This window comes from Moritella sp., assembly GCF_013215705.1.
Classification (GTDB): domain Bacteria; phylum Pseudomonadota; class Gammaproteobacteria; order Enterobacterales; family Moritellaceae; genus Moritella.
This window is the reverse complement of record NZ_JABSQR010000004.1, coordinates 274,720-301,717: the sequence shown is the minus strand read 5'-3', so window position 1 is coordinate 301,717 and position 26,998 is coordinate 274,720. Positions and strand designations below refer to the sequence as shown.

Here is a 26,998-nt window from a genome sequence, read left to right as displayed (position 1 = left end):
CTTAAATTTTCGCGCCTTGGTTGATCCAATTGACGACGATGGTGCGTTCATCATCGGTCATTTTGGTGATATTGCCTTGTGGCATAACGCGGTTGCGCACAGCTGATAATACCCGGTCTGAATTTAACTTGATATTCTCTGGAGTATCAAGATGAACACCTGCCATTGGTGCTACACCGGCCGTCGCATGACACATTGCGCAACGTTCGATGACAATAGTTTGTACTTCACTAAACGCCACTTGTGGTGCGCTGTTATCGACTGTTGGTTTCGTCACAAACGCTAATGTGATCATGGCGAAAGCAGCAAACGGTAATGTCCAAGCGTATTTTTGATGCAGATGGCGGGTATTAAAGTAATGACGTACTAATACACTGATAATCGATACCGCCGCTAATATTAACCAGTTGTACTCACTGCCATAGGTACTTGGGAAGTGATTACTGATCATGATAAATAACACTGGTAATGTCAGGTAGTTATTATGACGCGAGCGTAATAGTGCTTTAGCAGGATCTCTAGGATCAGGTTGTTCACCTTTCGATACCGCAGCCACCATTTTACGCTGGCCCGGCATGATCACAAAGAATACGTTACCGACCATGATAGAGCCGATCATCGCGCCAACATGGATATAAGCAGCACGGCCTGTGAATACCAGTGATAGTCCATATGCAACGGCAATAATCATAAGCATTAATACCGCGCCCATTAAGGCGGGTTTCTGTGCTAATGGTGATTCACATAATACATGATAAACAATCCAACCCAGTACAATCGTAGCGATACCAATCGCAATACCTTGCCATTCGACTAAGCCCGACGCTGGTGCGATCAGCATAGATTGTGCGTTGAAATAATACACAACCGTTAACAGTGAGATACCGCTAAGGAAAGTGGTGTATGCTTCCCATTTAAACCAATGTAAGGTTTCTGGCATTTTTTCTGGTGCAAGTTTGTATTTTTCTAAGTGATAAATACCACCACCATGAATAGCCCAAAGATCGCCAGCTAACCCTGTTTTTGGATTGATGCGGTTAAGGTGATTTTCTAGCCATACAAAATAGAATGAGGCACCGATCCAAGCGATACCAAAAATCATATGCATCCATCGAATCGCAAGATTCAGCCATTCCGTAATATGCGGATCCATAAATACTCCCTGTTATTATAGTTGCGTACCAAGTACGCCTTTATTAAATATGCGTGTTTCAGCATCGGTAAAATGTACTTCTTCACAGTTGTTTCCCGGACCTGCGCGATCGACAATCAAGAATTTATCTTGTTCGGTTAACGCGAGGATAGGGTGGTGCCACACACCTTTATGATAATTAACACCCTGTGATCCATCACTGATAAAACCACGAATGGTTTGACTATCTAATCGGTCTTGTTCTAGATCACCGGTTGGCGCGGCGACTAAAATTAAATACGCATTGCCAAATAAAGGAATAAACGCTTGTGAACCTAACGGGTGGCGTTCCATCATGCCTACCGACAATGGATAAGTTAATGGTGTTGCCTGAAAGATACTGATGATCGTACGACCACCCTCCGTTTCGGTGTCTACATCGGCAAGCTGATGATAGCGACGCGTTGAGCCATTGTTGATCATGAAATATTCACGATCCCTTGTTGCGATCACATCCCCGTAAGGTTTAAACGCTTCAGCGGTTAATGGTTCAAGTGCGATAATGTTAGTCATCATTTCGATACGGTACCAAACATGCGAACACGGCTAATCCCACCGTCTGGGTAAATATTGACGCGGATATGGGTAATATCACCGAGTGTGTTTACTTGTTCTTGGAAGTGATGAATATTATCAGCAGATAACTTTTGTACAGGTAACAGTTCACGCCAGAATAAGCTCTGCGCTTGGATCTGTTCTTCAGTACCGCCAGCCACACAAGCTGCTTGAATGTTGATTGAATCTGGGAAGTTACCTTTAAAGTGAGCAGTATCGATTTCGATACGATTAACGCTACCTTTGTTACCTAACGCGATAATCACCCAGTCATTACCGGGTGTACGACGACGTGCAGTTTCCCAACCGTCACCCATGTTGACCCCTCGACCTGGGTTTAATAAATTACCCATTACGCCAAAGTGTTCATCGTTACACGCGATCGCACGACCGCCGTTAACGGTTGCCGCTAAATCAATTTCTTGGTCTGCTGCGATAGACTCCCAGTTAATACTTGGCTTACCGTAAACACGTAAACGCGCAACACCACCATCAGGGTAAATGTTAAGTCGTACATGGGTATAAACGGTATCGCCTGTTAGGCTAAATAAATGTTGGCTGTCACCTTGTAATGATTCTGAACCTAAGATCTCTGTCCACTCTGTATCTTCTTGTGGATCTTGACCGTCAGCAACAAAACATGCATCAACCGATGCTGAAGGTGCATAGTTACCGGTGAAGTTTGCTGTATCAATGTTTAAACCTTCAATTGAACCAGGTAAACCAAGGCGAACTATGCAGTAATCATAACCTTCATGACGCTTACGGCGAGATTCCCAACCGTCCATCCATTTGCCGTTTTCATCATATAAATCAGGGACAAATACGGCGGATTCGGTTTTTAGCATACGTTGCTTATCAGCAAAAAAGTCATCAGTCGCAAAAATGGCTTCAGCACCGAGCTTTTCATCTGCAAGGTTAATATGTCGGTCAAAGTTTAATACAGTAGTCATTGTAGTCGTCCTTGTTATAGGTCGTTTAAGCGAAATTCGGCTATTTTGTTTATCTCTAATAATGCTTGCTTGAACTCGGTGTCGATATCATTTTGAATACGACGTTTAAAGTCAGCTAAGATTAAAAAGCGGTTAGCGCCGCGCACTGCTTTGATGAAAGGGAAATTAAATTTCGCTTTATAGGCATCGTTGAGCTGTGTGAAATGGGTAAATTCTTCGGCGGTGCATTGATCTATCCCTGCATCAGTTTGTTCAGAGGTTGATGCGGTGGTAAGTTCACCATTAACTGCTGCACGGCCAGCTAAATCAGGGTGGGCATTGATTAAAGCCAGTTTTTTTTCATCGCTAGCTGCGAGCAAAATATCTGCCATGCATTGCTGCAGTCTCGCAATATCATCGATATCGTCATCAATACCTTGATGTTGAAATTGTTGAAATGCTGCTTCTGCTACCCAAGGGCTGTGTTCATAGATATCAGCAAACACCGCCACAAAATCGGATTGCGATAGTTGACTTGGGGTGCAGGTATTAAAACGTGTCATGTTACGCGTCCTTGTATGGGTGATGTTTGATCCAGTGATTTGCTATTTGCTCTCGTGTACATAGCCACACATCATCATGTTGCTTTACGTAATCTAAGAAGCGCTTTAGTGACGCCACACGACCCGGACGGCCTATTAAGCGGCAATGTAGCCCGACTGACATCATTTTTGGCGATGTTATACCTTCAGCATAAAGGGTGTCGAAGCTGTCTTTTAAGTATTGAAAGAATTGCTCGCCACTATTAAAACCTTGTGGGGTTGCAAAGCGCATGTCATTCACATCTAGGGTATAAGGGATCACTAGGTGCGGTTGATTGTTGGCGTTGACCCAATACGGTAGGTCATCATCATAAGCATCTGAGTCATACAGAAATCCGCCTTCTTCAGCCACTAAACGTCGAGTATTAGGACCGAGTCTACCTGTATACCAACCTGTTGGACGTTTACCGGTTAATGCTTTGATAATGTCGATAGCTTTATGTAAGTGTTCACGCTCTTCGGCTTCATCGGTATATTGATAATCAAGCCAACGATAACCATGACTACAAATTTCGTGATTGGCAGCAACAAATGCTTTGGCGACATCCGGGTGTCTTTCTAACGCCATTGCAACTGCAAATATAGTGAGTGGTATTTGATAGTCAGCGAATAAGCTTAACAAGCGCCAAACCCCCGCACGGCTGCCATACTCATAACAAGACTCCATACTGAGATTACGCACGCCTTGTAGTGGTACTGCGCCTGGCATTTCGGATAAAAAAGCTTCTGATTCACTATCGCCATGTAATATGCAACGTTCGCCACCTTCTTCATAGTTAAGAACAAATGAGATCGCTAAGCGGGCTTTGTTAGGCCAGTTGGCATTTGGCACATTTTGGCCATAACCAATAAGATCTCTGGGATAGGCAACAGTCATCATGACTCCTTATTATGCGTATATTTCGCTAATCACTCTTTAAATTATAGATAAGTAATCACGTTGTTAAACAATTATTACAATTATTGTATACAAAATCTATATAAATATTTAACAAGTTTGCAAGATTTTGTTTTGTACCTAAAATGGGGTGAGTCGTTAGTATATGCTTGGTTTTATCTATTTATTAGTGATTATTCTGGAGTTAATTAAGTGTTTTTTTGTATTTTTAAAATAAAAAACAGATTAATAATTTAACTTTTTACTATTTTTCTGTAATCATGTGAAACATAAATTTAACATATTGTATCGATCTATGTATTCACTTTGTAGTTTGGACGATATTTAAGCCGTGATATTTAATTGTGACAGTAAGGTATTTTTGATTATGAGTGGACTCAGTACACATGTACTTGATACAGCTAATGGCGTACCAGGTGCTGGCATCAGTATTAAATTATATAAGGTAGAAGCAGATCAATTAGAATTAGTCGCTTCAGCTGTCACTAACAGTGATGGGCGTACCGATACTTTGCTATTAACCAGTGATGAACTGCGTGTTGGTAAGTATCAATTACAGTTTGATACGGCTGATTATTTCCGTGCACGTGGCGCTGCGGTACCTGAGACTGCTTTTTTAGATGACATTGTGATCCGCTTTGGGATTAACGATACCCAAGCGCATTACCATGTGCCGCTGCTCGTATCCCCGTTTAGTTATTCAACTTATCGTGGTAGTTAGTTGAAACAAATAATAAAATTAATAATATAAAAACGTAAAAACGTAAAATCGGTAAACCCGAATACAACAAGGAAAGTATGATGGATAAAACACAACAAGGATCTGAGTTACAGGGATCAGCTAAAAGTGGCGTACTGGAGCGGTTATTTAAACTCTCAGAGCATGGCACTACGGTGAAAACTGAGCTTATGGCAGGTTTAACAACGTTCGTTACTATGGCTTATATTATTTTTGTAAACCCCGATATTATGGCCAAAACAGGTATGGATAAAGATGCACTGGTCGTGGCTACCTGTATCGGTGCTGCAATTGGCTGTATGTTGATGGGTCTATATGCGAACTGGCCAGTGGGACTTGCACCGGGTATGGGGCTTAATGCTTTCTTTACTTATACGGTCGTATTTGACATGGGTTACACTTGGCAGGTTGCGATGGCTGCGGTTTTTGTATCGGGTGTGCTCTTTGCGTTAATGAGTTTTTACAAGATCCGAGAATGGATATTAGACAGTATTCCGCAGAGTTTACGTTATGCGATGACTGCAGGTGTGGGTTTGTTTTTAGGCATCATTGGTTTTAAAAGTGCCGGTATCATCGTTGCTTCTCAACCAACCTTGGTGACCATGGGCGATTTTACAGAGCCGAGTGTATTACTTGCCGCGTTAACCTTCCTCATCATTGGCTCATTATTCCGCCGTAATCTATTTGGTGCGGTATTAATCGGTATGTTAGTGACAACGCTTGCTGGTATTCCACTAGGTCTGGTGTCGGCACCGGCGTCAATTATTTCTATGCCGCCAAGCATTGCGCCATTATTCATGGCCATGGATTTTGAGCATCTATTTTACAATACTGAAGGTTTGTTTAATGTTGGTATGGTCAGTGTCATCATCTCGTTCTTATTCGTGAATATGTTTGATACTGCGGGTACGTTAATGGGGGTGGCGGACAAAGCCAATCTTGTGAATGAAAAAGGCGAGATCCAAAACCTGAAAAAATCATTAAAAGCCGATTCGGTATCAAGTGTGTTAGGTGCGTGTGTGGGTTGCCCGCCAGTAACCTCCTATGTTGAAAGTGCGTCTGGTGTTGCTGCTGGTGGCCGAACAGGTTTAACTGCGGTAACGGTTGGTGTGTTATTCTTAGCGGCGACTTTCTTTACTGATGTAGCGTTAATTATTCCAAGTTATGCGACTGCCGGTGCACTTATCTTTGTTTCTTTCTTGATGATGAGTGGTCTGAGTAAAGTGAACTGGGATGAGTTTACCGATTATGTACCAGCCTGTATTACGGCAATCATGATGGCCTTCACGTTCTCTATCGCCAATGGTATTGCACTTGGTTTTATCGCTTATACTTTCCTAAAAGTAGGATCAGGTAAATACCAAGAAGTATCGATTAGTATTTGGGTATTAACGGCGGTGTTTGTGGCTAAATTAGCATTTATGTAGACACAGGTTAAGCCAATAAAAAAGCCACTGATGCTGTATCCAATAATAGGATACTTATCAGTGGCTTTGTTGTTGGTACGGTTTAGATAAAACTGTACCGTGATATCACTATTTTGCGTTATAAATAGTGGTATCTAATTCTTTTTCTGATTTAGCAATGATCACTGATGCGGCGATGTCACCAGAAATATTAACGGTGGTACGTGCCATATCCAGAATACGGTCGATACCAGCAATCAGTGCCACACCTTCAACAGGTAGGCCAACAGTAGTAAGTACTAACGTTAGCATGATAAGACCCGCACCAGGTACACCGGCAGTACCAATAGATGCTAATGTAGCTGTTAAGATAATAGTGATGTATTCAGGCATGCCTAAATCAATACCGAATGCTTGCGCGACAAATAATGTAGTTACACCTTGGTAAAGCGCTGTGCCGTCCATGTTAATGGTGGTGCCTAGTGGTAATACAAAGCTTGATACACCTTTTGATACACCGAGGTTCTCACGTGCACATTTCATTGATACTGGTAATGTACCTGCACTTGATGTAGTGGTGAAAGCAACAACCTGAGCATCAACAATACCGCGGAAATATTGTACTGGATTTAGTTTTGCAATAAATAGAATTAATGCGCTATAAACACCTAACACATGCAAGATGCTACCGAGGTAAACCGCACCAATTACTTTAACGAGAGGTAATAGCAGTGCCAAACCAAATTTACCAGCCACCCACGCCATTAACGCAAATACACCGTACGGTGCGAGTTTCATCACGAGATCCGTTAGCTTGTACATTGCTTCTGCCAGGCTTTCGAAAAGTGCTACAGCAGGTTTTCCTTTTTCACCAATCAGTGTGAGTGATACGCCAAGGGCAACAGCAAAGACAATAATTTGGAGGATATGACCCTGAGCAAGCGCACTTACTGGGTTAGTGGGTACTAATGCAACGAGTGTATCTACGAGTGATGATGTTTCTTTTACTACTTCAACCTGTTGAGCAACAAGTCCTAAACCTGCGCCAGGCTGTAGCACATGACCTAATACTAAGCCGATGGTGATCGCAACTGCGGTTGAAATAAGATAAAACATAATGGCTTTAAAACCAATGCGGCCCATTTTATTGGTGTCTTGCATTGACGTAATACCAACAATAATGGAACAGAAAACCAGCGGTACAATTAACATCTTAATGGTGTTAACAAAGAATGAGCCAATTGGTTTTAGGACGACTGCATCTTCACCAAAAATGAGACCAACGGTAATACCAAGGATCATACCGATAACAATTTTTTGCCAAAGCGGTAAATTAAACCATAATTTTTGGCCTAAAGTGGGTGTATCTACTGATTGAGTATTACTCAAAATGACGTCCTCTGTTTTCTGTGTCGTATTGTGTAGCATAACGGGGTGCTAATTTAGCATCCGTTAGCCTAGTTAAAGAGAGGTCAGTCTATCGGTCCAATGTTAAATGTAAAGCCATTCATGCTTTATATTGATAAATCCTTAGTTATATTGGCTGTGACATGTTTTATAATCGGTTATTCTGTCGATTAAATGAACTTTGTTTACCTAAAGTGAGATACTGTTGACGATTCTGTTATTACTGTGCAATTATTTCATTACCTTTTTGACGTCATCGATCAGTGCTTTATAACCATCAGAAATTAACATTATTATGGTATCTTTTGAATTCGGTTTCAGTGCTTTTTGTTTAATATAAACAACTAAGGTAACGCCAACAAAGAAAGAAATAAGCATAAACAGAGCCTTATAGAGTGAGTGGTTTAAGGATGTCGATAATAACATAATCTGACCGCCGTAAAATACTCGAGTTGTCCTGTAAACATTATAAAGGAATGTAATGTATAAATTTTTAATCACCAAGACAGCCAAAAAAGTGTATTTTTTGCTGCTGACTCTATTTATTCTAGATATGTTTATCACATATTTACAGTCAAGTGCAGTGACAAGCTCAAATAAGGCGACTCATATTGCGCCTTCAGGCCTGACTATTGCGACCATTCCCGTTGCTATAGTGCCTGCTTCGGTACCCACTCAAAAGACATTACGCGTACTAACGTGGGCTGGTGGCGAAATTATTTTCCCCCGTCGAGGCCACCCTCAAGATATTGAATTAGATTACCTCCAGCAATTTGCCGATGAAAAGAAGCTGAAAATTGAAAATATCCGCGTGACAAAATTCGCCGATCTTATTCCAATGCTATTAGCGGGTGAGGGTGATGTGATTGCCGCGAATTTAACTAAGACTGGTCAACGGGAAAAATTGATCAGTTTTAGTGATCCTTTTTTACTCACCAAAGAATACTTGCTGATGGGCAGTCAAAGCAAGAGTTTACAATCGGGTAAAGACTTAAATGGTCGTGAAATTGTGATTCAAAAGGGGAAGAGCTATGAATCCACGGCATTCGGACTACAAAAAATCTATCCAAACCTGAAAATCCGGTTAGTCGATAGCAGGATTAGCCATGAAGCCTTATACGATAAACTGGCGAGTGGTGAATATGATATTACCATTCAAGATAAAAATTTAATTCAGTCAGCAAGCGCTTACCGTGATGATATTAAAATGAGTTTACAAGCAAGTGCCACACGTCAGCTTGCTTGGGGGGTTGCTCCGAATAACAAACAACTGTTAAATGAGTTAAATCAATTTCTGAAAGAACAAAATTTAATTGCCAAAGTGAAGCCGAAATCAGCACATCGCTATAAAACCCAATGGCAAAAGATCCAGGAAACCAAAACCATTCGTTTCGTGTTACGTAACAACCTTTCTTCTTATTATATTTGGCGTGGTGAACTGCTCGGCTTTCATTATGAGTTAGCAAAACGATTTGCCAAAGAGCATAAATTACGCTACGAAATTATCGTCGCGCCGAACAATGTGGCCTTACTTGATTACTTGCTTGAAGATAAAGCTGATATTGCGCTGGGTTTTTTAACTCCAACGGCGCAGAGACGAAATAAAGGCATTGCCTTCTCACGTCCTTATCATTATGCCTCTGAATTGATTGTTGCCCATAAGGACCGTGCCGAGATCCGTGATGCAACAGAACTGGCCAACAGTAATATTTATATTAGACCATCGAGCTCGTATTGGGAGAGTGCGGTCGAGTTAAAGAAAACCGTCAGTGGTATTAATTTAGTTGGCGTGCCTGAAAGTCAGGAAACAGAAGCGATCATTGATAAAGTGGGGGGAAAAGAATACGAAATGACCATAGCTGATAGCCATATTGTCGATATCGAGATGACCTTTCGTGATGATATCCAATCTTTAATGGCGTTAGGTGCGCCTAAGTCGCAAAGTTGGGCGGTGGCATCGGGCCATGATAAGCTCTTAGCAAAGTCTAATGCTTTTATTAAAAAGCATTACAAGGGTCTGTTTTATAATGTCATTTATAATAAATACTTTAAGAATCAAAAACGCTTAGATACCCATTATAAAGATTATGTGCTGCAGAATGATTCTGGGGTTTTATCGCCTTATGACGATATTGTGAAGAAATATGCCCGTCAGCATGATTTTGATTGGCGCTTACTCGTCTCTCAGATGCATCAAGAAAGTCGTTTCAATCCTAAAGCCAAATCGATGGCGGGTGCGAAAGGGTTATTCCAATTAATGCCACGTACTGCAAAAGAATTGGGGATCCTCGACGTACATGTGCCAGAGCGGGGGATTAAAGCGGGTGTGCTTTATATGAATTGGGTTCGTGAACGTATGCGTAAGGATGAAGTGCAGGCGGATCAGTTAATCTGGTTTACGTTGGCGTCTTATAATGCCGGCGCAGGGCATGTTCGTGATGCAATGCGCTTAGCGAAACAACAAGGCTGGCGTGATGATGTCTGGTTTGGCCATGTTGAAAACGCCATGTTACTGCTGTCTAAATCTAAATATGCGGCTAAAGCCCGTTACGGTTATGTACGTGGGCAAGAACCTGTTAATTATATCCGTGAAATTAAACGTCGCTTTGAAACGTATGACAATATTGTGAAAAAAATCTAAGCCGAGGGCGTGTCGCGAATGCGTTATTATCTGTTCATTAGCCATGGCAGAGCGATTAGTCTGAATATTGCGTTAGGTCATTCTGGTTGGAATGACCTTGTTAATCAAACAATAAAAGTGGACATTACTAAATAGGTATTTTATGCTCATTTTATCTATTTTTCGCATGTTTAAATGTTATGACTACATTATCTTCTTGGTTTCTTGTTACACGTCCGAAAACACTGCTGGTGGCATTAGCGGTTATTTTACTTGGACAAACACTGGCTTGGGTCGACTCTCCAGTTAATTTCAGTTTTTATATCGCCACATTGTGTATGGTCTGCTGTATGGCTCTACAAATTGCGGTGAATCTTTCTAATGATTATTTTGATGGTAAAAGTGGTGTCGATGGTGAAGATCGATTAGGCCCCGATCGTGCATTACAGAAAGGTTTGATATCAGCAGCGCATTTACGCCTTGGTATTATAGCAATGTGCTTACTTGCTATTGTCAGTGGCTGTTATCTTATCTATGTCGGTGGTTGGCTGTACGTCGTGTTAGGCATATTATCGCTGGCTGGCGTGTATATTTATAGTGGCGGTCCGCGGCCATTAGCTTCACATGGGCTTGGAGAAATGGCTGTTTTTCTCTATTTCGGTTGGTTAGCTGTGGTCGGCAGTTATTATTTACAAACCCAAGTGTTGGCGTTTGCTGTCTTTATTCCTGCTAGTCAGGTCGGCTTTTTGGTTGTGGCTATCATGTTGGTTAATAACATTCGTGATGTAGCGTCTGATTGTCGTGCACAGAAATTTACGTTAGCGACGCGCTTAGGCGTCAAAGCAAGTAAGCATCTTTATTGCTTTACTGTGTTATTGCCTTCGCTGTTGCTTGTTATTGATCGCTATCAAGGGTTGCTAATGCTGTTATTACTGCCTGTTCAGTTGGCTTTGTGTATTGTGATATACCAACGTGATGGTAAACAATTAAACGTACAGCTAGCACAAACTTCGATGTTGGTATTATTGTGGGGCGGATTTTATTCAGTTGATTTAATGATGCGTTAACCGAAATTGAAGAGAGCAGTACTGATAATGACTGCCCGTGCTATACCGTGAATGTTATAAAAATACCGAGTTAGTTTTTATTATAGTAAATAATAAGTTAATTCGGTATTTTTATAATTGCTCACTAATCTCATGAAATTGATATTAATAACGGGTTTTTTGCACGCGAGTTGGCATTGACGATGTATTCTCATATAACTCAAAAACTCGTTTAAAATCGAGCTCTAGCTCTGTTGCGTATACATCTTCATTAATCGGGTAAGTTTGCACCACACGTGCCCCACGGATGATACCGGATACTGATGCTTCGATGGTCTCGCCTTGCAATGAACGTGACCTGTAGCTAGTGTCACTGTAAATTTCTTGGCCACTGACTTGCTCTGCTAATTCTCGGTAAGCATCTAATTTAGATGCGCGCATCGCATTAAGCATGCGCTCACTGTCACTATTGCCCGGCTGAGAACTTAAAGCAGCATAGCCAACTGCCTTGAGTACAGGGAAGGTTTTCGGTTCTTTGATATCATAAACTGTATTTTTTTCTAATAGTGAACAGCCTGTTAGACTAACCAGAGTGGCAAACATAAGTAGACGCAGATATTTCATTGATAAACCTTAATTAGTAATACGCACAGAAGGTGCTGAACCAGTACGGTAAATATAACGACCACGCCCCTCTAATGGACCCATACTATTTGAGCCGCCAATTACGAGATGGTTAGGAATAATACCTTGCGCTGTTGATTCAACAAAACCTGATTCCATATTAATGATACGCATATTAACAATCACGCCTTCACTGTTACGTGACATGGTTCCGGTTAAGATACGTGATACAGGTAATTGACCGCGTAATTTTTTCCAATCTCGGGTGAATACAAAGTCACCTTGGCCAGTAACACTGATCGTGCCTGTGGTTTTATAATCAATAACCGGAATACGACGAATGGTTAATTCGTGAATAAAAGATTCAGATAAGGTCTGACCGAGCCAATTTGTTGTCGATAGATCGTCAAGATTGACGAAAGAAGTGACGGCAATCGGCTCATTATTAGGAATAATAGACAAATCATTGACGATCAACTGATCCGCTAAACCTCGCACGATAAAACTTAATTCTTGAGTATAGTTTATTGGTTGGTTTGGTAATAAACTTCTTGGGTATTTTGGTTCATAAGAATTACCATCCCAAGATGAATGAGGCGGTGTTTCTTTCTCTTCTTCAGGAGCTGCGGGCTGTTTTAATGCGCAACCTGTGAGTAAGGTAATTAGGCTGATAGCTATGACTGCCTTTTTCATATTACTTCCTTAAGTGCTTTAATTATTGTCGTTAAACCGTTATTTACTGCTGGTTGAAATGTCACGGCGGTAAGGGTAGGTGTAAGGACTTCTAAATATATTATTATACTGTTCTTTAGTTAGCATACTTTGTGCCATATTTGCATTATGGCCATTTGGCTGATAAATAGGTTGAACAATAACTTGTTTAATAACGATAGGTTGCACTGTGGTATTTGCGCCAGTCAATAAAACGTGATTGGGCTCTTTAATCACAGTACAGGCTGAAGTCAACACAACCGCTAATAACGGTAGTAAAAAACGCTTCATATTAGTTCCTAAAATTATGTTATGCGTGATTATAAGAATACATCGTTAGAGATATACATAAACACAAGCAATTTACTTGCCAATAAATTGATACAACTTAATTTTTATTACGATAGCGTTATTATCTATTAAATTCACCTAGATACGGTTTTATATTCAGAAAAATTTGATCTGGTACAAATGTTGCTTTTAAAATAGACATATTCAAAATTCATATGCGATTAAAAATGAAAAAACTGCTACTACTATTGCTAATTTGTTGTTCGTTCACCCTACATGCTGAATGGTATGAGGTTGAGGGTGAGGCGATTATTATTGACGGTGACGTTGACATTGCTCGAGAGTTAGCGGTACGCAATGCATTGAAACAAGCGCTATTATATGCAGGCGCATCGGTTTCTAGCTTACAATCTTTTAACGGCGGTAGGATATTATCTGATAGCTTTCAGATCCGTATGGATGGTGAGGTGAGGGATATTCGATTAAAAAGTGAATCGATTAAATTAGATAAAATCAGGGTGCAAATTGTAACGGATATCGTTGCAGACCGTAATAAATGCTTAAGTGCGGGTTATCAAAAATCAGTGTCTTTACTGCGTTTTGGTATTAGACACCGTGAACAAGCCAGTTATGGTGGTATCTACAATATTAACGAATCTTTCAGTCGCTTGTTGTACCAAAGTCTGCGTAAAAATAGTCAAACTTTCGATGCACGTGAATTTATCAATCAAAACATCGGCTTTAGCGGCAGTTCTTTGCCGCTGCGAGGTAGTTTAACTGGACAAGAAGTTAAGCAAATCAGCAAGTCAGCAGATAGTCAGTATATTATTTTGGGCACAATTACAGACTTATCGACATTTAAACCTGTTGTTAATGGTATCGCCAAAATACTCGCGGATGATTTGCCTGAGCGTAATTTTCGCTTGAATATACAAGTTTTTGATGGTTTTAACGGTAGCCTGTTGTTTGATCGAAATTACAGTAAAGTCACTAAGTGGGAGTTTGCTAAGCACCGCATAGTGGATACGGATACGTTAAAATTTTGGCGCTCTGAGTTTGGCCAATCTTTGCAGTTAATTATTGATGATGTATTATTTGATTTAGATGCCAGTTTGCAATGTAAATTGGTTGAAGCGCGTGTTATTGCTGTGGATGGTAATGAAGTGAACATTAATATAGGTCGGAATAATGGCCTGAAATTAGGTGATAAATTTATGATCAAGCATACTGGCAGTTATGTTGATCAGTTTGGTATCAGCCGTAAAAAAGAGACTAATAGCAGTAGCGAAGTTGAAGTAACGAAACTTTACGACCAGCAAGCGAGTTTGAAGACCACGGATAGGCAACCAACTGCCAATGTGCAAATCGATGATTTAGTCATTTTAAATTAACTAATGTCGTGATCCAGTGGTTTCCCTGAACTACCTTGTATACCCCCAACTACGTCGAGATGTTATATCTGAGACTGGCTTGGGTATATTGGCGCTGCGTGTTGTTGATGTTTTGGTTGATGCCCAATGTTGTGAGCTAGCTTCATATTGAAATGAATGTTTTGCCGTAAAGCTAGCGTTTTCATGATGTTTTTACTCTACTGGCTGGTTTTATTTGAATAATACTGTTATCGCTTTAGTTTTGGTTAATTGCTTTATTGTTGTTTAAATACAGACAGGGAGTTGTGAACATGTGGTCTTTGATTACTGCTATTATCGTTTTAGTTATTTTGTTGTTGTTGATACGTAATCTATATGGTGAAGATCTTCGCCAATATGATAGCGCTGATTTAAGTGCCACTTTTTACCGCCCGACACCTTCATATAAATATCCTCAAGCACTGGAACTTATCGAAAGTATAAAGGAACCAATTAGTTTTATTAAACCGAGTAAGTATCTCTATGCATTGCGTAAAAATATTGATCGTTTAGGTGATGTGGAATTAGATTGTGAGATTATTCCCGTCTTAACAAGCTTTCAAGGTCATCGCATTATGGGTGAATGGGTGCTGAATAAAAAAAGTGATGTAAATAAGCGTTTACTTTATATTCACGGTGGTGGTTTTGCGGTTGGCAGTCCCAAGAGTCACCGTGTCGTGACAGAGCGTCTGGCGCGTGAACTCGGTGTCACTGTCTTTGCGGTGAGTTATGACATGATCCCAGATGGTAAACGAGTGAAGGGCATTCAAGATTGCCGTTATGCGTATCAATGGTTACTGGCTAATAATCCCAATAATCCGCAAGTGTGTCATCGAATTTATGTTGCAGGTGATTCTGCGGGTGGCAATTTAACTCTTGCGCTTATTGGTTGGCTCAAGCAGCAAGAAATTCGTCAAGTTGACGCTGCAATTGCGATATGTCCTTGTATTGATAGTACCTTTAGTTATGGCAGTTTGAGTTATAATGCTAAAACTGATTTCCTGTTGCATCCGTTTTTGGGTAAGTTTCACCATTTCCCGCAATTTATTTTACTTCTTTGGGTCGCTATACTTTTCCGCATGAATCCCCGTGACCCACAAGTATCACCGATTTTCGCCAATTTATCTGGTTTACCTCCCATTTTGATCCAGGCCAGTGATACCGAAATGATGGTTGATGATTCTCGCCGTTATACCAATAAAGCCCGCTCGCAAGGTTCTAATGTACGCTTGCAAACATGGTCTAATATGTTGCATGTCTGGCATTTATTTGATTTAGAAGAGGCTGACGAGGCATACATTGAAATTGGTAAGTTTGTAGCGCAATGTGAATATGAACTAGAAAAAGAGGCTGGTTAGCAGACTATCAGTGATGGTGATTTTATGGTTTTATAGCGACTGATATGTTATTTTATTCATACTTTCACTGAGTTATAAGGGAGTGGCGTAATGTCAACTCAAGGCTTCGTTAGCCCTATTCAATCGTTTTCTGTTTTTGTGCAATGGCTTATGCTAATTACACTTTTGTGCGGTCTATTGTTTGGTATACAAGCCCATGCACACGACATGGCTAACATCGAAGCTAACATTGTTTCCAATACGGTCTCAGATGAGGCGGCTGCCACGCCATTAAAAGTAAATAAATCAAACACGGTAGAGACAACGAAAGTCGTTGATAATACTGGTGTAAAAACGCCGGACTCTAGCGATTCACCACTAAAAAATACCGAAGTATCAGCAATCAAAGTATTACCCGTTATTGCTGATGCTATTTATTTTGGCGGTGATATTTTGACGATGGCAGGTGTGGAGCCTAGTTATACTGAATCGGTCGCGACCAAAGATAAAAAAATTATCTTTGTTGGCGCTAAAATCGATGCGATGAAGCTCAGTGGCGATAATACTAAACTCATTAATATTAGCGGCAAAACCATGTTACCGGGTTTTGTCGAACCGCACGTACATCCTTCCATTGCGGCTATTATGCTGCCCAATGAAATTATTGCCCCATATGATTGGGTGTTACCGAATGAAGTTAAAAAAGGTGTTGCTGGTCATTTCGCTTATCTTGAACGTTTAAAGCAATCGATTGATGCCAATGCTGACCAAGATAAGGTATTTTTTGTTTGGGGTTATCACCAACTTTGGCATGGCGAGTTAACCCGTGAAATATTAAATGAATTGTCACCAGACAAACCTGTTGCGATCATTCATCGTTCTTTCCATGAAATATTTTTAAACGATGCAGCGATCAAAAAATTTGGTCTTAAACAAGCAGATTTTGCTGACAACCCACAAGTTGATTGGGATAAAGGTCATTTTTATGAAGGTGGCTGGCTAGCATTATTACCTAAGATTACGGCTGATTTTATTAATCCTGAAAGTTACAAGTTAGGGTTAAATATCATGTCTAAATTAGTGCTTAAAAATGGTATTACAACGATAGCGGAACCGGGTTTCCCTAGCACTAACTTTGATTTGGAATACCAGTTATTAAAATCAGAAATGGATCAAAAACCACCTTATGATGTCTTTCTTATTCCGAATGGTACGTATTTATATAATGCCAATGGGCAGAGTAATCAGAAAGCATTAGCGTTCATGGAAACGCTAGAAGCTCAATACAATACCGGCAACATCAAGTTCTTACCTAAGCAAGTGAAGCTATTCTCTGATGGGGCGATCTATTCTCAGTTAATGCAGATGCAAGACGGTTATCTTGATGGTCATAAAGGTGAGTGGATGACACCGTTGGATATATTCCAGCAGCAACTGAGTTTTTATTGGCAAAATGGCTATCAGATCCATGTGCATGCTAATGGTGACTTAGGGATCCAACAAGTGCTAGATTTTAACCAAGCGGATCAAGCTAAATTAGCGCGTGAAGATCATCGATTTACTTTACATCACATGGGCTACTTTACTAAAGAGCAAGTGACTCAGTTGGTAACATTAGACATCGAAGCATCGGTTAACCCGTATTATTTATGGGCATTAGCGGATAAATATTCGGAGGTTGGATTAGGCCGCGAGCGTGCCGAAAATTTAGTGCGGGTTAATAGTTTAATGCAGAGCAATGTGCCGGTTTCATTTCATTCCGATTTTTCAATGGCACCAATGGAGCCGTTAACGTTAGCGTGGACGGCGGTTAACCGTGTCACATCGGGTCTAAATAAGGTTTCACAGCAAGAGCGTATTACTGCGTATCAAGCGATGCAAGCCATTACCATTAACGCGGCGCATACGTTAAGGCTGGAAGATAAAATTGGCTCTATTGTTGTAGGTAAAACGGCTAATTTTACCTTGCTGGAGCAAAACCCATTAAAAGTAACGCCAATGCAGATTAAAGATATTCCGGTATGGGGCGTGGTGTTTGAAGATCAGGTGAATACGGTTGCGGTAACACCTAAAAAGCAACATTTAGAAGTGCGTGTGATTTATTTAGAACGTGCGAGTTTACCTGCATCTTCAACGATCACGATCACGTTAGAAGATATTTCTAAAACCGATATTAGCAACGCTATGTTAGGCCAAAAAACCATCGTAGCACATACGCCCCCGCCATATAATATTTCGTTACAATACGATCCTGCACTATTTGATAACAATGGTCAGTATGTTGTTAGAGCGAGAATCGAAAATAATGGTAAGCCACTGTACTCAGCGACTTTAGACCTACCTGAGTTGAGTAAGTTGTCAGGACAGTTATTTGAGTTAGTTGTGAAGCCGACCCCACAACCGCCTAGCACAGGCAGTGGTATTGTACCAGAACCTAAAACCGTACTTGTGCAGTGAGTTTGTAAAGCGGCGCTAACTTTGATTTATATCAAAGTGTTACCGGACATATCCGTTAGACTGCTGCTATATTTTGATTGTTTGCTAATTTAACCAATTCTTCTAAGGTAATTATTTACATGCAAAAAAATAAACGTCTGCTAAATCATAAAACATTTTTAACTACTGCGGTTATCACAAGCTTATTAATGGGCTTGAGTGGCTGTGTAACTACCGAGCAGAAGAGTGCTAACCTTGCACAAACTGTAACAGTTCAGCAACAGAGTATTACTGCGAGCGTATTCTACCGTCAGCGTATTGCGTTACCACCGGGTGCACAAGTGAGCTTGGTATTAGAAGATGTTTCAAAAATGGATGTGGCAGCAGAAGTTATTGCTAAGCAGACAATTACAGCGGTTGGTGCGCCACCATATCAAATAGACTTAAGTTACGATGCTGCGAAAATAAAGCCGCGACATCGTTATGCACTACGTGCGCGGATTGAGCTTGATGGTCAGTTATTATTTACCAATACACAGCAGGTAGATGCATTTGCTAATCAAGGGCTAAAACCAAGTGAAATTTTAGTGTCACAAGTTCGCTCTGAAGTTCAAAATGACGGGCAAGCGAGTTTGGTTGATACGCAGTGGCAGCTGTCGATATTAGGGTCGCAAGCGATCACTGTAGAAGAGACTCAGCAGCCGCCTCACCTTACGTTTACCCAAGGTGATAATAAGGTTGTTGGTTTTGCTGGCTGCAATCGTTTTAGCGGCCGTTATGATGTACTTGCGAGTAACGTAAACCTGACAAAATTGTTAACAACAAAGAAATTGTGTTTTCAACAAATGAACTTGGAAACCCAATTTTTAACCGCATTATCAGAAACTGATAATTATAAAGTGATTGATAATACATTAACGTTATACAGTAATGTCGGTATTGTTTTAGGGCAATTTACGGCACAGGCAAATAAATAACCGATAACCTAATTTATCAACTAACGTTTTTATTTTTTGTTATAAGCCCCGTCATGGTTCTCATGATGGGGCTTTTTACTTTCTAGAGTTTCAACTATAAATATAAATTGCGCGCAATGTAGTTGTAATTGTGTGTCATCAGGACTATAGTTAACGCAGTTGAGTTGCGCGCAATGTAACTTGGGTTTATTTATAGGAATTTATGATGACAACACTTTATACAACAACAGCAACAGCGTCAGCGGGTCGTAACGGTCAAGTAGCTACAGATGACGGTATGTTATCGTTAGCACTAAGCTATCCTAAAGAAATGGGCGGCACGGGCGCTGCGACAAATCCAGAACAGTTATTCGCTGCGGGTTACGCGGCTTGTTTTTCGAATGCTATCCTGCATGTAGCACGCGAAATGAAAATTAAAATTACTGCTGCGCCAGTATCTGCAGAAGTGGGGATTGGTCCTAATGCGACGGGTGGTTTTGTGTTAACAGTCAGCCTTGCTATTGAGTTAGCATTATCTCAAGCGGATGCTGAAAAATTAGTGGCAACAGCACATCAGGTTTGCCCTTATTCAAACGCAGTTCGCGGTAATATTGATGTGCAACTTAACGTAAAGGGTCAAGCATAAGATGAATAAGGTGTTATTAACCGTTGGTCGCATCATGTTGGCGTTGTACTTCTTAATTCCAGGCATTATGAAGTTTGTATCTTGGGACATGCATATTGGGTTAATGGAAAAGCATAACATGCCGTTTGTACCTGTGCTGCTAGCGGCTGCAGGTGTATTCCAGATTGTTGCAGCTATCTTGCTTATTGCTAATCGTTATACTGCTATCGTTGCGCTAATGCTGGCTGGACTGGTTCTGGTAATTAATGTCAACTTACATGATTTTTGGAACTTAACGGGCCTAGAAGGGGGGCATGAAATGCAAAACTTCATTAAAAACTTAGGTATTTTTGCTGGTCTGTTGGTGTTATCTGGTCATCATTGGACATCAGTTCAAGTCACTAATACGGATACTGAAAACAAATAATCAGTCCTATTTTTAATATGCGTTACATGGTCTATATTAGTCGTCTGTGTAACGTGCTTTAATGTTAAATATCCCTCCTTGCCTTGTACTAATAAAACCGCTAAACAATACCTAGAATCGAGTTGTTAACTACAGCCAGATCACAAAATGTAATTCAATATCTAAGCTCGATTAATTTAGATATTGTTATTGATTCATATCAAACACTGTCGACGACATTCGCATTAAAATACCTCTTAGTGGCTACTTGCTTTTAAACTAACTTTGATGTGAGTGAATATGCATAAATTTAAAATTATTCAAACAGATGTTGCCATTATTGGTGCCGGCGGCTCGGGTTTACGTGCAGCGATAGAAATAGCTGAAAATCATCCTGAGCTTGATATCGCCCTTATTTCCAAAGTCTATCCAATGCGTAGTCATACCGTTGCAGCTGAAGGTGGTGCCGCGGGTGTCGCGCAGGACCATGACTCTTTAGATAATCATTTTAACGATACCGTTTCGGGTGGCGATTGGTTATGCGAACAAGATGTGGTTGAGTACTTTGTTGAAAATGCCGCGAAGCAATTGACGCAATTAGAACATTGGGGTTGTCCGTGGAGCCGTAAAGCTGACGGGTCGATTAATGTGCGCGCTTTTGGTGGCATGAAAATAGAGCGTACTTGGTTTGCAGCGGATAAAAGTGGCTTTCATATTCTGCATACCCTGTTTCAAACATCGATTCAGCATCCGAAGATCACCCGATTTGACGAACATTTCTGTTTAGATCTAATCGTTGAAGATGGCAAGATCCAAGGCGTGGTTATTCTCGATATCGCCGAAGGTGAAATAAAACTGATCCAAGCAAAATCAGTGATCATGGCAACGGGTGGTGCAGGGCGAGTGTATAGCTACAACACCAATGGCGGTATTGTTACCGGTGATGGTATGTCACTGGCTTATCGCCATGGTATTGCACTGCGCGATATGGAGTTTGTGCAATATCACCCAACAGGCTTACCTGGTAGTGGTATTTTGATGACCGAAGGCTGTCGTGGTGAAGGTGGTATTTTAGTCAATAAAGATGGCTATCGTTATCTGCAAGATTACGGTTTAGGACCTGAAGTGCCCGTTGGTCAAACCAAGAATAAATACATGGAACTCGGCCCACGTGACAAACTCAGCCAATGTTTCTGGCAAGAGCAACAAAAAGGACAAGTTGTTGAAGGTGAACGTGGCGATTATGTCTATCTCGATCTACGTCATCTAGGCGAAGAGAAAATCAATGAACGCTTGCCTTTTATTCGTGAACTGGCCAAAGCGTATGTCGGTGTTGATCCGGTTTATGAACCTATCCCAGTACGTCCTACTGTGCATTACACTATGGGTGGTATAGCGACTGATGCGAAAACGGCAACCTCACTCGCTGGGTTATATGCGGTTGGTGAATGTGCTTCGGTCGGTTTACATGGCGCTAACCGTTTAGGATCTAACTCCCTGACGGAACTCGCAGTATTTGGTCAACTTGCTGGTCAAGAAGCGGCAAATTATGCGAGTAACCATCAACATCAAGATATTGCGCCACTTAAAGCCCAAGCAGAAACGGTGATCAAACGCATGGACGCTCTGTTGCACAGCGACGGTACTGAAAAGTCTGCCGTTATCCGTCAAGAGATGGGTGATTGTATGGAAGAGGGCGTTGGCATCTACCGTACTCAGGAATCAATGCAAAAGACCATTGATAAATTAGCAGAGTTAAAGTTGCGTTATAAAAACGTTAAAGTCGAAGACAAATCCAGCGTGTTTAATACTGACTTCCTTTACACCATTGAACTGGGTTATCTACTCGATACTGCTGAGGCAATGGCCCACAGTGCTATTTTACGTGAGGAGTCTCGTGGTTCACATCAGCGTATTGATGGCTTTGAAGCGCGTGATGATAAGAAATTCTTAAAGCATTCACTGGCTTACTATCAAGTTGATAAAGCGCCAAAAATTGATTATAGCGATGTGAAGATCACCAAGAGTCAACCTGCAGTCCGTGCTTATGGTGCTGCGGGTGAAAAATTAGCGCAGGGGATAAAATAATGACTCAGCAAAGTATCAACATAGACATTCTGCGTTATCGCCCAGAGATGGATGACAAACCGTTTACCCAAACATTTGAACTGCCTTATAGAGCCGATATGTCGATTTTAGAGGCGCTGCAATATATTAAGGATCATCTTGATGCCACAATCAGCTTTCGCTGGTCTTGTCGTATGGCCATTTGCGGCAGTTGTGGTTTGATGGTTGATGGTGTACCCAAATTAGGCTGCAAAGCATTCTTACGTGATTACTTCCCGAATAAAATCAGTTTAGAACCACTGGCTAATTTCCCTATTGAGCGTGATTTAGTGGTAGTCATGGATGATTTTATTAAAAAGCTCGAAGAGATAAAACCGTATATCATTCCAGAGAAAACCGGAACGCAAGATAAGAAATGTTTATCAGAAGGGACGTACAAGCAAACGCCTGAGCAGATGGAGAAATATAAAAAATTCTCCATGTGTATTAATTGCGGACTGTGCTACTCCGCGTGTCCACAATATGCGCTGGATACTAAATTTATTGGTCCTGCAGCTCTTGCATTACTGGCGCGTTATAACCGTGACAGTCGTGATACCGGCACTGCAGAGCGGATGAAAATAGTGAACCAAGAAGAAGGTGTTTGGGCTTGTACATTTGTTGGTTACTGTTCCGTGGTTTGTCCGAAAGGGGTTGATCCTGCGGCTGCAATTCAGCTGTTAAAAGTTGAGAGCAGTAAAGACTACCTAATTGGCATGTTTAAACCTGAGTAGTCGCGGTGAATAGTAGCAGTAAATAGTGAGCAGAACATAGTGAGGAATAGCAATGAGTAAACGTAAACCTTATACAAGAGTGCTGCCTACCGACTGGTGGATGAAACAACTTTTTTATACCAAGTATATGCTCCGCGAAGGCAGTAGTGTATTTATCACTATTTATAGTTTGATACTCGCCTGGGGTCTGTTAAGACTTAGCCAAGGTGAAGTCGCTTTTAATGGGTGGCTTGAATCATTACATAACCCTGTTGCGGTTATTTTTCATCTGATCGCATTAGCATTCGCGCTGTATCATACCGTGACCTGGTTTTCATTAGCGCCTAAAGCTGTTGATTTATGGATAAAAGGAAAACGCCTCGATGACAAGATTATTGTCTCGGGTCATTATGCGGCTTTTGCTGCCGCGACTGTTTTTTGTCTATTAGTTATTATGTTGTAAGGAGCGAGTTATGTCTGAGATGAATAAGAAAACCTACGTACGCTCGCATGAACCGGTGTTTTGGGGATTGTTTGGTGCTGGAGGCATGTTAACTGCGTTTTTAACGCCAGTGATGATTGTGCTTACTGGTCTATTAATTCCGTTGGGGATCATAGATCAAGGTAACTTTAATTATCAAACCCTGCATGGCTTTGCGACTACTTGGTATGGCGCAGGTATTATATTGGTGCTAGTTACGCTGCCGCTATGGCATACCTTACATCGTATATTTCATGCATTGCATGATTTAGGTGTTAAACGCGGTCGAGATTGGCAGCAAGTGATCAGTTATGGTTTTGCATTTGCAGTGACTGTGTTTGTATTTACCTTGTTATTACAAATGATTTAATCGCAGCTTGTAAGTGCCATGCTTAACGAGAAAGCGTCATTTAATTTAAGTGACGCTTGTTATTTTTCGTATCCCTCTCTTTTCTATATTGATCCAATCGCTCATCTTGAATCGTAGATAGCGCTGCTATAGACATCATATTTACTTTATGTATGATTAATGTAATTGATATGTTTATTAAATATCTTTAATTGTGTCGTGCAGGGATGAGATATCAGCGTAGTGGATTACGCTGATACTAAAAGAGGGATTAAGTCTTGGAAAATGTGAATAGTGCAGTAGAGACGTTAGTGCAAAGCGCTAGCACTATGTTTATTTTGCTGGGTGCAATCATGGTGTTGGCCATGCATGCTGGTTTTGCTTTTCTGGAAGTTGGTACGGTTCGACATAAAAATCAGGTTAATGCATTGGTTAAAATCATGACTGATTTTGCTATGTCGACATTAGCTTACTTTTTTGTTGGTTATCAAATTGCTTATGGTATGGACTTTTTTGCCAGCGCTAATGAACTTACTCAGAACAATGGTTATGAATTAGTAAAATTCTTCTTCTTACTTACCTTTGCAGCGGCAATTCCGGCGATTATTTCGGGCGGTGTGGCAGAACGCGCCAAATTTTATCCGATGTTAATGGCTTCTGTGTTGATTGTCGGTTTTGTGTATCCTTTCTTTGAAGGCATGATCTGGAATGGAAATTATGATTTTCAAGCTTGGTTAGGCGCAACATTTGGCGCTGAATTTCATGATTTTGCCGGTTCAGTGGTCGTACATAGTGTTGGTGGTTGGATCGCGTTTGCTGCAATCCTGGTACTGGGTTCGCGTAAGGGACGTTACCGCGATGGTCGAGTGATTGCGTTTGCGCCTTCAAATATCCCTTTCTTAGCCTTAGGTTCTTGGGTGCTTACCGTGGGTTGGTTTGGCTTTAATGTGATGTCAGCACAAACCTTGGATGGGATCTCAGGATTAGTTGCGGTTAATAGCTTAATGGCGATGGTCGGTGGCACCTTGGTTGCTATGGTGGTCGGAAATAAAGATCCGGGCTTTATTCATAATGGTCCTTTAGCAGGTCTGGTCGCGGTCTGCGCTGGGTCAGATATAATGCATCCGATTGGCGCGCTTGTTGTGGGCTGTGTGGCAGGCGGTCTGTTTGTCGCTGTCTTTACCTTGGTGCAGAATAAGTTCCCTAAGTTTGATGATGTACTGGGTGTTTGGCCGTTGCATGGATTATGTGGTGCTTGGGGTGGTATTGCTGCAGGTATATTTGGTAGCGAAGCTTTTGGTGGTCTAGGTGGTGTTAGCATTATGGCTCAGATCCTTGGTACGATAGCGGGTGCGATTATTGCGCTTGTCGGTGGTTTCCTGGTTTATGGCACGATACATAAATTAGTCGGTATTCGTCTTGATGAAGAAGCTGAATACCACGGTGCAGATATTGCCATCCATAGAATTGGTGCTACATCGATGGATAAATAATAATCGTGGGTAAATAACAACGATAGTAGAGGCTGTTGGAGTCGCTAAATTAAGTTATATCGAGCTAAATGGAGACTATTTGTCTGTAAGTTGAGCATTGTTATTTGTAATTATAACTATTTTCAATTTATTCAGAGTCGTGTATTTACATGAAACTGAAGTTCCTCTAGTATGCACTTTGCTGCGGAGGGGTGGCAGAGTGGCCGAATGCACTGGTCTTGAAAACCAGCAGGGGTTAATAGCTCCTCGAGAGTTCAAATCTCTCCTCCTCCGCCATCTATTTAGAAAAGCCGGAACTTATTCATTTAAGTTCCGGCTTTTTGCTTTCTACGACTTTTATTATTTTCTAATTTTAATCTCATAAAAATAATCAACGCCCAGTATTTGATAATGATGATTGCACTATTCAGTTCATATGCAGTCCGTGAAATTCAATGTTGTGTTGTGTTTTTATACAATTGGTTGGTTATTTAACTGACTGAAATGAAATTATAATTTATTCTGTGACGTGTGTTTACAAACAACTGAGTTTGACCTATTATTCGAACCTGCTGCGGAGGGGTGGCAGAGTGGCCGAATGCACTGGTCTTGAAAACCAGCAGGGGTTAATAGCTCCTCGAGAGTTCAAATCTCTCCTCCTCCGCCATCTAATTAGAGAAGCCGGAACTTATTCATTTAAGTTCCGGCTTTTTTCTATCTGGCGTTTTATTCCAGTTCCTGTTTTGAACATAATAGTTCTAAAAGAAGGTTGAAATAGGTAAGCAAAATTGCAATTCAAACTGTTCATCATCGTCTAAAAAGTGATTTTTCTGGTAATGGACATAAGCAGGTGTTGATTGCATTTTAAATCCGGATGATGGTAGCCATTGCTCAATTATCTTACTTAGATAAGGCAGTAACTCTCCATATTTTCCCGTTAATTTAAATACTGCGTGTAAGCCACCAGGGATCACCATGCTATTCACCATGCCACGGCGCAGCAAAGGTTTATCTATTGCTAGACATGCCACGTAGCGACATTGTTCTAAGCCGACAAAAGCGGGGTTAGAGTGATGCAAGCCAAACTGTTGTTGATAACTTCTGCCTTCCACATTGGCCCACGCCACTAGAGTTTGCCAAGCGAGACGAATGGATCGGCCATAACCTTGATGGCGGACATAAGCCACATGCCTCTCGGGTAATTCAATAATTTGGACTCGGGGCAATATGCGGCTTTGAATTCGTGAGTAAGCAGCTGCAATCTCTGGATCGCGTAAATAAGGCGGGGTGCTGGTGGCTAAGTCTTTACTGCGCCATTCTCCCGGTGACATGGCAAAGGTGGCTTTAAATGCACGGCTAAAAGAGGATACCGAGGCAAAACCTGATTTTGTGGCGACAGTGACGACCGAACTACGGGTATCAAACATGAGTTGGTTAGCGGCAAACTCTAAACGGCTACGGCGAATGTATTGGTGGACGGATTCGCCGACAACACTTTTGAACACGCGGTGAAAATGTTGTTCAGAATAGGCGGCGATCTCAGCCAACTTTCTAGCTGGCAGTTCAGCACTAATATCACTATGGATAAAATAGAGTACATCATTTATTCGTGATGTTTGATGATTTAAAGACGGGCTTGTCGACATAGTGATCTTATAAAAGCATAAATGGACATCTATAAGCGC

At 41.1% G+C, this 26,998-nt stretch carries 26 protein-coding genes and 2 tRNA genes; 17 read left to right on the top strand and 11 right to left on the bottom strand.

What is annotated here, in order from left to right; genetic code table 11:
* Window position 1: 1 nt before the first annotated feature.
* Genes HRT96_RS01755 through puuE form a run of 5 tightly spaced genes read right to left on the bottom strand, consistent with a single transcriptional unit; the run spans window position 2 to window position 4,158 of the window.
* Window positions 2-1,153: a urate hydroxylase PuuD gene (locus tag HRT96_RS01755; protein ID WP_293151336.1), complete on the bottom strand. Its 1,152-nt coding sequence runs from the start codon at window positions 1,151-1,153 to the stop codon at window positions 2-4.
* Window positions 1,154-1,168: 15 nt separating this feature from the next.
* A complete protein-coding gene (locus tag HRT96_RS01750) occupies window positions 1,169-1,705 on the bottom strand; it encodes an ureidoglycolate lyase (protein ID WP_293151390.1) in 537 nt (178 codons plus the stop codon).
* Complete coding sequence (gene alc / locus HRT96_RS01745; RefSeq protein ID WP_293151333.1) at window positions 1,705-2,700, bottom strand: allantoicase; 996 nt, start codon at window positions 2,698-2,700, stop codon at window positions 1,705-1,707. The genes HRT96_RS01750 and alc overlap by 1 nt, the downstream gene beginning before the upstream one ends.
* Window positions 2,701-2,714: 14 nt before the next feature.
* Window positions 2,715-3,242 carry a 2-oxo-4-hydroxy-4-carboxy-5-ureidoimidazoline decarboxylase gene (gene uraD, locus HRT96_RS01740; protein ID WP_293151330.1) on the bottom strand — a complete coding sequence of 176 codons (528 nt, stop codon included), beginning with the start codon at window positions 3,240-3,242 and terminating at the stop codon, window positions 2,715-2,717.
* A 1-nt stretch (window position 3,243) separates the two neighbouring features.
* The gene (gene puuE / locus HRT96_RS01735; protein ID WP_293151327.1) at window positions 3,244-4,158 is read right to left on the bottom strand and encodes an allantoinase PuuE; all 915 of its coding nucleotides are present in this window, start codon (window positions 4,156-4,158) and stop codon (window positions 3,244-3,246) included.
* A 388-nt stretch (window positions 4,159-4,546) separates the two neighbouring features.
* Between puuE and uraH the strand changes: the two genes are divergently transcribed.
* Window positions 4,547-4,900 carry a hydroxyisourate hydrolase gene (uraH, locus tag HRT96_RS01730; RefSeq protein ID WP_293151324.1) on the top strand — a complete coding sequence of 118 codons (354 nt, stop codon included), beginning with the start codon at window positions 4,547-4,549 and terminating at the stop codon, window positions 4,898-4,900.
* 80 nt (window positions 4,901-4,980) lie between these two features.
* Window positions 4,981-6,345, top strand: a complete 1,365-nt coding sequence (locus tag HRT96_RS01725; protein ID WP_293151387.1) for an NCS2 family permease — start codon at window positions 4,981-4,983, stop codon at window positions 6,343-6,345.
* Between the two features lie 108 nt (window positions 6,346-6,453).
* On the opposite strand, the gene HRT96_RS01720 is transcribed toward HRT96_RS01725, so the two are convergent.
* Both HRT96_RS01720 and HRT96_RS01715 read right to left on the bottom strand, forming a co-directional pair.
* Complete coding sequence (locus HRT96_RS01720; RefSeq protein WP_293151321.1) at window positions 6,454-7,713, bottom strand: dicarboxylate/amino acid:cation symporter; 1,260 nt, start codon at window positions 7,711-7,713, stop codon at window positions 6,454-6,456.
* 249 nt (window positions 7,714-7,962) lie between these two features.
* The gene (locus HRT96_RS01715; RefSeq protein WP_293151318.1) at window positions 7,963-8,109 is read right to left on the bottom strand and encodes a hypothetical protein; all 147 of its coding nucleotides are present in this window, start codon (window positions 8,107-8,109) and stop codon (window positions 7,963-7,965) included.
* Between the two features lie 103 nt (window positions 8,110-8,212).
* Between HRT96_RS01715 and HRT96_RS01710 the strand changes: the two genes are divergently transcribed.
* Window positions 8,213-10,372: a transporter substrate-binding domain-containing protein gene (locus tag HRT96_RS01710; RefSeq protein ID WP_293151315.1), complete on the top strand. Its 2,160-nt coding sequence runs from the start codon at window positions 8,213-8,215 to the stop codon at window positions 10,370-10,372.
* Window positions 10,373-10,551: 179 nt separating this feature from the next.
* Window positions 10,552-11,418 carry a 1,4-dihydroxy-2-naphthoate octaprenyltransferase gene (gene menA, locus HRT96_RS01705; RefSeq protein ID WP_293151312.1) on the top strand — a complete coding sequence of 289 codons (867 nt, stop codon included), beginning with the start codon at window positions 10,552-10,554 and terminating at the stop codon, window positions 11,416-11,418.
* Between the two features lie 144 nt (window positions 11,419-11,562).
* On the opposite strand, the gene HRT96_RS01700 is transcribed toward menA, so the two are convergent.
* Genes HRT96_RS01700 through HRT96_RS01690 form a run of 3 tightly spaced genes read right to left on the bottom strand, consistent with a single transcriptional unit; the run spans window position 11,563 to window position 13,023 of the window.
* Entirely contained in the window at window positions 11,563-12,021 is a 459-nt protein-coding gene (locus HRT96_RS01700) for an LPP20 family lipoprotein (RefSeq protein ID WP_293151309.1), read from the bottom strand.
* 9 nt (window positions 12,022-12,030) lie between these two features.
* The gene (locus HRT96_RS01695) at window positions 12,031-12,714 is read right to left on the bottom strand and encodes a FlgO family outer membrane protein (RefSeq protein ID WP_293151307.1); all 684 of its coding nucleotides are present in this window, start codon (window positions 12,712-12,714) and stop codon (window positions 12,031-12,033) included.
* 39 nt (window positions 12,715-12,753) lie between these two features.
* Entirely contained in the window at window positions 12,754-13,023 is a 270-nt protein-coding gene (locus HRT96_RS01690) for a hypothetical protein (RefSeq protein ID WP_293151304.1), read from the bottom strand.
* Between the two features lie 227 nt (window positions 13,024-13,250).
* Between HRT96_RS01690 and HRT96_RS01685 the strand changes: the two genes are divergently transcribed.
* The 13 genes from HRT96_RS01685 (at window position 13,251) to HRT96_RS01625 (ending at window position 25,980) form a co-directional block, all read left to right on the top strand.
* Window positions 13,251-14,414, top strand: coding sequence for a flagella assembly protein FlgT (locus tag HRT96_RS01685; RefSeq protein WP_293151301.1), 1,164 nt, complete (start codon window positions 13,251-13,253; stop codon window positions 14,412-14,414).
* A 290-nt stretch (window positions 14,415-14,704) separates the two neighbouring features.
* Window positions 14,705-15,790, top strand: coding sequence for an alpha/beta hydrolase (locus HRT96_RS01680; protein ID WP_293151298.1), 1,086 nt, complete (start codon window positions 14,705-14,707; stop codon window positions 15,788-15,790).
* A 90-nt stretch (window positions 15,791-15,880) separates the two neighbouring features.
* A complete protein-coding gene (locus tag HRT96_RS01675) occupies window positions 15,881-18,226 on the top strand; it encodes an amidohydrolase family protein (protein WP_293151295.1) in 2,346 nt (781 codons plus the stop codon).
* Between the two features lie 119 nt (window positions 18,227-18,345).
* Window positions 18,346-19,182 (top strand): YbaY family lipoprotein, encoded by an 837-nt coding sequence (locus HRT96_RS01670; RefSeq protein ID WP_293151292.1) that lies wholly within the window; start codon window positions 18,346-18,348, stop codon window positions 19,180-19,182.
* Window positions 19,183-19,387: 205 nt separating this feature from the next.
* On the top strand, window positions 19,388-19,807 hold the full coding sequence (locus tag HRT96_RS01665) for an organic hydroperoxide resistance protein (protein ID WP_293151384.1): 420 nt from the start codon (window positions 19,388-19,390) through the stop codon (window positions 19,805-19,807).
* A 1-nt stretch (window position 19,808) separates the two neighbouring features.
* A complete protein-coding gene (locus HRT96_RS01660; protein ID WP_293151289.1) occupies window positions 19,809-20,213 on the top strand; it encodes a DoxX family protein in 405 nt (134 codons plus the stop codon).
* Between the two features lie 279 nt (window positions 20,214-20,492).
* A complete protein-coding gene (frdA, locus tag HRT96_RS01655) occupies window positions 20,493-22,280 on the top strand; it encodes a fumarate reductase (quinol) flavoprotein subunit (RefSeq protein WP_293151286.1) in 1,788 nt (595 codons plus the stop codon).
* Complete coding sequence (locus HRT96_RS01650; RefSeq protein WP_293151283.1) at window positions 22,280-23,032, top strand: succinate dehydrogenase/fumarate reductase iron-sulfur subunit; 753 nt, start codon at window positions 22,280-22,282, stop codon at window positions 23,030-23,032. The genes frdA and HRT96_RS01650 overlap by 1 nt, the downstream gene beginning before the upstream one ends.
* Window positions 23,033-23,084: 52 nt before the next feature.
* A complete protein-coding gene (locus tag HRT96_RS01645) occupies window positions 23,085-23,474 on the top strand; it encodes a fumarate reductase subunit C (protein WP_293151280.1) in 390 nt (129 codons plus the stop codon).
* A 10-nt stretch (window positions 23,475-23,484) separates the two neighbouring features.
* Window positions 23,485-23,862: a fumarate reductase subunit FrdD gene (frdD, locus tag HRT96_RS01640; RefSeq protein ID WP_293151277.1), complete on the top strand. Its 378-nt coding sequence runs from the start codon at window positions 23,485-23,487 to the stop codon at window positions 23,860-23,862.
* A gap of 257 nt (window positions 23,863-24,119) precedes the next feature.
* A complete protein-coding gene (locus HRT96_RS01635) occupies window positions 24,120-25,334 on the top strand; it encodes an ammonium transporter (protein WP_293151275.1) in 1,215 nt (404 codons plus the stop codon).
* Window positions 25,335-25,519: 185 nt separating this feature from the next.
* A tRNA-Ser gene (locus tag HRT96_RS01630) sits at window positions 25,520-25,610 on the top strand.
* A gap of 279 nt (window positions 25,611-25,889) precedes the next feature.
* Window positions 25,890-25,980: transfer RNA gene (locus tag HRT96_RS01625), tRNA-Ser, on the top strand.
* A 91-nt stretch (window positions 25,981-26,071) separates the two neighbouring features.
* On the opposite strand, the gene HRT96_RS01620 is transcribed toward HRT96_RS01625, so the two are convergent.
* Window positions 26,072-26,959 (bottom strand): GyrI-like domain-containing protein, encoded by an 888-nt coding sequence (locus HRT96_RS01620; protein ID WP_293151273.1) that lies wholly within the window; start codon window positions 26,957-26,959, stop codon window positions 26,072-26,074.
* Window positions 26,960-26,998 lie beyond the last annotated feature (39 nt).